Annotated in this window: 7 protein-coding genes; 2 read left to right on the top strand and 5 right to left on the bottom strand. The window is 56.5% G+C overall.

The window, feature by feature from the left end:
• Positions 1–406: 406 nt before the first annotated feature.
• From ruvB to K9N21_13640, 5 genes are all read right to left on the bottom strand, one after another.
• Entirely contained in the window at positions 407–1,438 is a 1,032-nt protein-coding gene (gene ruvB, locus K9N21_13660; GenBank protein ID MCF8144957.1) for a Holliday junction branch migration DNA helicase RuvB, read from the bottom strand.
• Positions 1,439–1,448: 10 nt separating this feature from the next.
• The gene (gene ruvA / locus K9N21_13655; GenBank protein MCF8144956.1) at positions 1,449–2,051 is read right to left on the bottom strand and encodes a Holliday junction branch migration protein RuvA; all 603 of its coding nucleotides are present in this window, start codon (positions 2,049–2,051) and stop codon (positions 1,449–1,451) included.
• Positions 2,048–2,536, bottom strand: coding sequence for a crossover junction endodeoxyribonuclease RuvC (gene ruvC, locus K9N21_13650; GenBank protein MCF8144955.1), 489 nt, complete (start codon positions 2,534–2,536; stop codon positions 2,048–2,050). Before ruvC ends, ruvA begins: the two co-directional genes overlap by 4 nt.
• Entirely contained in the window at positions 2,533–3,279 is a 747-nt protein-coding gene (locus K9N21_13645) for a YebC/PmpR family DNA-binding transcriptional regulator (GenBank protein MCF8144954.1), read from the bottom strand. Before K9N21_13645 ends, ruvC begins: the two co-directional genes overlap by 4 nt.
• Before the next feature lie 134 nt (positions 3,280–3,413).
• Positions 3,414–4,004, bottom strand: coding sequence for an RlmE family RNA methyltransferase (locus K9N21_13640; protein ID MCF8144953.1), 591 nt, complete (start codon positions 4,002–4,004; stop codon positions 3,414–3,416).
• Between the two features lie 93 nt (positions 4,005–4,097).
• Between K9N21_13640 and K9N21_13635 the strand changes: the two genes are divergently transcribed.
• Together K9N21_13635 and K9N21_13630 are read left to right on the top strand one after the other, a co-directional pair.
• Entirely contained in the window at positions 4,098–4,970 is an 873-nt protein-coding gene (locus K9N21_13635; GenBank protein MCF8144952.1) for an AAA family ATPase, read from the top strand.
• The gene (locus tag K9N21_13630; GenBank protein ID MCF8144951.1) at positions 4,948–6,774 is read left to right on the top strand and encodes a hypothetical protein; all 1,827 of its coding nucleotides are present in this window, start codon (positions 4,948–4,950) and stop codon (positions 6,772–6,774) included. Before K9N21_13635 ends, K9N21_13630 begins: the two co-directional genes overlap by 23 nt.
• Positions 6,775–6,883 lie beyond the last annotated feature (109 nt).

Raw genomic sequence — 6,883 nt, 5'->3', positions numbered from 1 at the left:
TAAGTTAACATTTTTGGGAAAAATTGTTTTACCTTAACAGGAGGTTTTTCTTTTGCATAGCTATTAAGAATTTTTTTTCTATACTAACATTTGGGAAGCTAACCCATTGCTTTTTCAATATATAACGCTGTAAGGTTTTAAGGTTTCACTATTACATTTTCTGGGGAGCGATGAAACGGGTTGACCACCTGGACATCCCCAACGGTTTGGTCTTCCTGGAGGTCTTCCGTCAGGAGGCATCAGCACGCACCCGCCTGGGCTGAGGGCGGCACGCTGCCGGATTTTGAGATTAGATCACGGGATCTTGGCGGCCCATCCCCGGCCGTGGGCAGTCATGTTAAAGCGGCAACGGGTTCATGTCGAGAGCAAAAGACGGCGGCCCTATTACGACGACAAAACCGGCTTTTTAACTGAAGAGTTTTTTCTGTGCCCCGCCGCCCAGGCCCTTTTTTTCCAGCCCGAGATGGAGATAGGCCCTCCGGGTAGCCACACGGCCCTGGGCCGTTCGTTTGATATAGCCGCGCTGAATCAAAAACGGCTCATACACGTCTTCCAGCGTGTCCTTTTCCTCGCTCACAGCCGCTGAAAGACTGTTCAGGCCGATGGGTCCGCCGTCGAATTTCTCGATAATGGTGTGCATGATGTGGCGGTCCATCTTGTCAAGGCCCTGATCATCAACCTCCAGCATATCCAGGGCTTGGTCTGCCACTTCCCGGGTAATCACCCCGTCCGCCTCCACCTCTGCAAAATCCCGTACCCGTCGAAGGAGCCGGTTGGCCACCCTGGGTGTCCCCCGGGCCCTTTTGGCGATCTCAAGCGCCCCCGCCTCCCGAATCGGTATCTTGAGGAGCGCGGCCGAGCGGATGACGATCTGACGCAGCTCCTCTGGACCGTAGAACTCCACCCGGAGGATCACCCCGAACCGGTCTCTCAACGGCGGGGTCAGGAGGCCGGTCCGCGTGGTGGCTCCCACCAGGGTAAACTGAGGCAAGGGAATCTTCATGGTCCTTGCCGAAGGGCCCTGGCCGATAATAATATCCAGCTCATAGTCCTCCATGGCCGGATAGAGGACCTCTTCCACCACATGGTTGAGGCGGTGGATCTCATCGATAAACAGCACATCCCTCGGTTGAAGGCTGGTCAGGATGGCGGCCAGGTCTCCCGATTTCTCGATAACCGGTCCGGAGGTGCTCTTGATGTTCACATCCAGTTCGTTGGCGATGATATGGGCAAGGGAAGTCTTGCCAAGACCGGGGCTCCCATGGAACAGCACATGGTCCAGGGCCTCGGCACGTCCTCTGGCGGCCTCGATAAAGACCCTGAGATTCCGCTTCATCTCCTCCTGACCGATATATTCGTCAAGGGTTCGGGGCCGGAGACTGATCTCTGCCGGAAGTTCCTCTGAAAACGGTTCAGGGTCTATGATTCGTTCTTCCATTGTCTCACCGTCACGACAGCGTTCTCAAGGCCTCCCGAATCAGTCCCTCCAGGGTCAACTCGCCGATCCGGGCCTGGGCCTTGTCCACGGCCATTCTGGCCGATTTGGTGGAATAGCCCAGGTTAACCAGGGCGGAAAGGGCGTCATCCATGATGCGCCGTTCCTCCCCCTGGGGCGCCGCGACCCGGGGCATGTCCCCGTCTCCGAGGGCCTTGGATGCACGATCTTTCAACTCCAGGGCCATTCGTTCCGCGGTCTTCTTCCCCACCCCCGGAATCGCTTGAAGCCGCAGGGCATCTCCCTTGGCAATGGCACCCAACAGGTCCTGGGGGCCGATGCCCGACAGCACATTGATGGCCAGTTTCGGTCCGATGCCCGATACCGAGATGAGCATCAGGAACAGGTCCTTCTCAAGCCTGGTATGGAAGCCGAACAGCGTCAGGGCATCATCCCTCACATGAGTATAGATGAGGAGGCCGACCCTTTCCTCCGTCTCAGGGAGGGCGTAAAAGGTGGACAGCGGGACCACGGCCTGGTATCCCACACCCCCGACATCGATGATGATCGACTGCGGTGTTTTGGCGAGCAGGACCCCGTTTAAATGAGCGATCATCGTTTCACCGCTTCGAACCGCGACCAATTGATATGGCAGATGGCGGCGGCCAGGGCATCCGAGGTATCCAGGGGCAATGCCTCCCTGATTCGCAAAATCACCTGAATCATTGACCTCACCTGCTCTTTATCGGCCCGGCCGTACCCCACGACCGACTTCTTGATCTCTAAGGGGGAATATTCAAAAATCGGAATGTTGCATTTCACTGCGGCAATGAGCACGGCCCCCCTGGCATGTCCCAGCTTGAGCGAACTCTGGATGTTTTTGGCATAGAAGAGGTCTTCAATGGCCATCTCCTGTGGCTGGTAATGGCCCATGATCTCTATCATGGATTCAAATATGGTGTAGATTCTCTGATAGAACGGGGCCTTGCCGGGGGGCTGGATAAGACCGGAATGAACACATCTCACGTCATGATCTTTTTTTTCCACCAGGCCGTAGCCGGTTATCCTCGAGCCGGGATCTACCCCCAGCACCAGCATCAGCCCAGGGCCTCCATGACATCTTCGGGGATATCAAAATTGGCGTATACATGGGATACGTCGTCATGGTCTTCAAGGCCCTGCATGAGGCTCACCATCTGCTGTGCTTTTTTGCCCTCCACCTTGACGGTGGTTTTGGGAATCTTGGTTACCTCTGAATAGGTGTAGGAGAGACCGGCCGCATCCACGGCCGCTTTGACTTTTTCAAAATTGGACGGGGTGGTAATGACCTCGAACTCAGTCTCTTCTTCATTCACATCTTCGGCCCCGGCCTCCAATGCCAGATTAAAAAGCGCTTCCTCATCTACCTGGTCTTTTTCAAAGGAGATCACCCCCTTCTGCACGAACAGATAGGAGACGCACCCTGGCTCGCCCAGGTTACCCCCATGCCGTTCGAACAGGTGCTTGATATCCGCCACGGTCCGGTTCTTGTTATCCGTGAGACATTCGATCAGCACGGCGACCCCGCCCGGTCCATACCCCTCATAACCGGCCTCCTCATAGGTGACCCCTTCCAGCTCCCCGGTCCCTTTTTTTATACCTCGATCGATGTTCTCCTTGGGCATGTTTTCCGCCTTGGCCGCGGCTATGGCCGTCCGAAGCCGGGGATTCCCGTCGGGATCTCCACCGCCCATGCGCGCAGCCACTGTGATCTCCTTGATCAGCTTGGTAAAAATCTTGCCCCTCCTGGCGTCGGCGGCCCCCTTCTTGTGCTTTATGGAACTCCATTTTGAATGACCTGACATATCCCCCCCCGGAAAAAATGCCTCGCGCAAAGACGCAAAGAAATTTTCTTGTTTTTTTGCCGGATTGCAGGCAAGGGCCTGAATCCCCCAATTCTCAATTCCTAAACCCCTAAATCCCCAAATTTCTCAAATTCTCAATCCCTCCAGTCCTGTCCCACCAGATAGACCTCCCTGCTCCGCTTGCGGGTGGCCTTCGGCCTGAAGAGGCGGGCCTGTCTGAAACGGCCGGAAACCTCTTCTTTGAACCGGTTCAGATCCTCTCCCTCGAAAATTTTGCATACAAAATGCCCCCCGCTTTTAAGGAGCGCACCGGCAATTTCGACCGCCCTTCCTGCCAGGGCAAGAGACCGACTCTCATCCGTAGCCCGAATTCCCGTGGTGGAAGGGGCCAGATCGCTCATGACCACATCCCTTGGCGAAATCTCCCGGACCAGCCAGTCGATCTCCAGGGCCATCACATCCATCTCGATAAACCGAAACTCCCGGGCCGACAGATGATCCGGCCGTTTCAGATCGATCCCCACCACTTCCCCGCCGGGCCCTGTTCTGCCGAGGGCGTACTGGCACCATGAACCCGGATAGCACCCCAGATCGAGGATACGGCTCCCCCTCTTGATCAGCTTGAATCTGCTGTCGATTTCCTGTAGCTTATAGACGGACCGGGCAAGCCACTTTTCGTCCCTGGCCCGGCGGGCATAGGCGTCATCCCACCTGCTTGGCTTCATTTTCGTATTTTTATCACAGTTGTATCCCCTTTGCAAAAAAAATATATATAATGTAAAGAGCTGCTATCTTTGAACCGAGGAGGCTGAAAGCGTTTGGAAAAAATAATCATCGACAATGTGGAACTCCACCTGAGCGAACCGGATGAGGTGCCGATGCGGTGGGTGGGCCAGCAGGAGCTCATCACACAGGTCCAGGCTGCCTGGCTGGTCATCGGTAATGAGGATCTGCCCCTCAGCCCACGGCTGGTGGGGAGGCCGGGCGTTGGAAAAACGACCTTGGCCTATCATGCCGGCAAGGCCTTGAATCGGCCGGTCTATCTGTTTCAGGCCACCATGGACACCCGACCCGAAGACCTGATCGTCACGCCGGTCATATCGGAAAACGGAAAGATCAAATATACGGCCAGCTCAGTGGTCTCTGCCATGATCACGGGGGGGGTGGCGATCATTGACGAGGGCAACCGGATGAGCGAAAAGAGCTGGGCCTCCCTTGCCCCTCTCCTTGACAGCAGGCGGTATGTGGAATCCATTGTGGCCGGGATCAAAATCAAGGCCCATCCCGAATTTCGCCTCTGCACAACCATGAACGATGACGCCAGCACGTTCGAACTCCCTGAGTATATCCACTCGAGACTCCAGCCGCAGATTCATATTGATTTTCCCGAAAGAGACGAGGAACTCCTGATTCTCAAGAGCAATCTCCCTTTTGCAAATGAAGAGATCCTCGAATATGTGGTGGAATTTCTCCAGGCGGCCCACGAGGCCGATGAACGCTATTCGGTCAGGGACGGGATCAACATCGCCCGCTATGCACTGAAACGACTGGCAGGTACAAATCATGGGGTGCCCGGGTCAGGCCCAGAGACACAGGCGTTGTACCTGAAAGAAGCGGCATCCATGATCCTGGACGATGCCGCATCCGCATATTTCAAGGAGTTGATGGATGACAGCGACCCGGAGGAATGATCTGCAATGGAATCAGATCCGGATGGTTCCAATCCTCCACAACCGGGTGGAATTCGCACTGGAGGTGAGAAAGGTCTTTGACGCCTTCAAGCCTCACCATGTGGCCGTTGAATATCCCGACACACTGAAGGAGAAAATTCTTGCCGGCGTTCGGCGGCTCCCGCTCCTGTCGGTCGTCACCTATGAGGAATCGGACGGCGCCTTTGTTTATCTCCCGCTGGAACCGACCGACGGCCAGGTGGAGGCCATCCGATTGGGCCTTTCAGCCGGACTCCCTGTCTATTTTGTGGACCGGGACACGGAAGGCTATCTCCCTGATTTTTCCCCCATGCCCGACGCTTACGCCGTCACAAAGATCGGCCATTCCGCATACTGCCGGGTGGTTATGGAGACCGAACGAGATGATCCGGCCTCCCCTGACGACCTCCTCCGCGAAAAGACCATGGCCTACCACCTCCAGCAACTGGCCGAGACCGGCGAAAGGGTTCTTTTGGTGTGCGGGCTCTCCCATGCCCGCAGGATACTCCATTGCCTCAATCAGCCCCAGACCCAGGTCATCGGCCGAAGAGTGCGAAAAGGGGTAGATCTTGCCCACCTCCACGGGGATTCCAGCAGGGAAATCATGGGCGAGATGCCGTATCTCGCAGCGGCCTATGAGCGCGGCAGATCCGGACCCATGGAAGTGGACAGACTCAAGATCCAGATGGATTTGCTCCGTACTGCAAAAGAAAAATATTGGAAGACCACCAAGGAAACCCTTGGCCGCAGTCAGATCCGCATTCTGAACCGGTTTGCCAGGAATTATGCACTCCTCACAGGGAATCTGGTCCCCAGTTTCTATCAGCTCATCGTCGCAGCCCGGGGGGCCGTGGATGATAATTTCGCCTATGAAGTCTGGGAAAAAGGGAGCGATTATCCCTGGCAGACCGAAGAACCCGGGCTGCCGGTGCTCCGTCTGGAGGGAGAGGATCTCTTCCTGGATCAGAAACGGATCCGGTTCCACCGCCAGATGAAGACCCTGCGCACGCGCCTGGTGCCTGTCCCGGTCCGGAAGAAGCGGCGGGAGCGTCGTCCCGGAGAATGGCGCAAGGATTTCAAGGGAATCTCCATCTGCTCCTACCCGCCCGAGGATGTGGCCGTGGAAGGGTACGGCCACCGCCTGAGAAAGAAGGCCCTTGAGATCAAGACCGAGGAGAATACCCGGATCGAACCATTTTCCTCCTCCCTGCTGGACGGCCTGGATATCCGGGAGACGATCCGGGAGTGGGTCAGTGGGGGCACCATCTATGTGAGGGAAGAGCGGCCGGTTAAGGGGAAGGTGGGCTCGGTGGTCGTCATCTTTGATCCCGATTACGCAGACGCGGACGGCAGGGAGGAGTTTCCGTGGTGCGTCACATGGCTGGGGGAGCACACACAGGAATCGGACATGGCCTTTTACAGCACCCCGGCCGGCGAAATCATGGACGGTCCCGGCATCTCCAGGTGCCAGTACGGGGGCTTCATGCTTTCCTATCCGCCCCTGAGGGTCTATGACATCTGGAGGGACCCCTTCTTTCAGTTTGCCCGGAACAAGCCGGAAAGGCTCCTCATGGCCGCCCTCGATTACAGCCTGGAGCGGCATGTGGTCTACGTGGCGGCCAGCCCCCCTTCAGGATGGTGTCAAAGCATGGCCGCACGTCTGGGAAAACGGATCATCTATCTTCCCATCGGTACTTTTTCCCCGGTAACACTAAAGAACATCCGCCAGTTCCACGTCTTGGACGGCCATCACGTCAGAAGGTACGCCCGGGAGTATATCCGATGAATAGGCCAAGGCTCCCAGGTATTACTGCCATTCAAAAGTCTATCATTGGCGGAATATCGAGCTGCGCGAGATGGAACAAGGTTGGGCAGGTTGGGCCATCCGGCACAGC

The organism is Deltaproteobacteria bacterium (genome assembly GCA_021737785.1).
Taxonomy (GTDB): domain Bacteria; phylum Desulfobacterota; class DSM-4660; order Desulfatiglandales; family Desulfatiglandaceae; genus AUK324.
Note: the sequence above shows the minus strand (reverse complement) of the source record. Positions and strands in the feature narration are given on the sequence as shown.

Excerpts from the sequence above, each read along its gene's own strand:
- ruvB (MCF8144957.1), bottom strand. The coding sequence starts at position 1,438 with ATGGAAGAACGAATCATAGACCCTGAACCGTTTTCAGAGGAACTTCCG.
- ruvA (MCF8144956.1), bottom strand. The coding sequence starts at position 2,051 with ATGATCGCTCATTTAAACGGGGTCCTGCTCGCCAAAACACCGCAGTCG.
- K9N21_13645 (MCF8144954.1), bottom strand. The coding sequence starts at position 3,279 with ATGTCAGGTCATTCAAAATGGAGTTCCATAAAGCACAAGAAGGGGGCC.
- K9N21_13640 (MCF8144953.1), bottom strand. The coding sequence starts at position 4,004 with ATGAAGCCAAGCAGGTGGGATGACGCCTATGCCCGCCGGGCCAGGGAC.
- K9N21_13630 (MCF8144951.1), top strand. The coding sequence starts at position 4,948 with ATGACAGCGACCCGGAGGAATGATCTGCAATGGAATCAGATCCGGATG.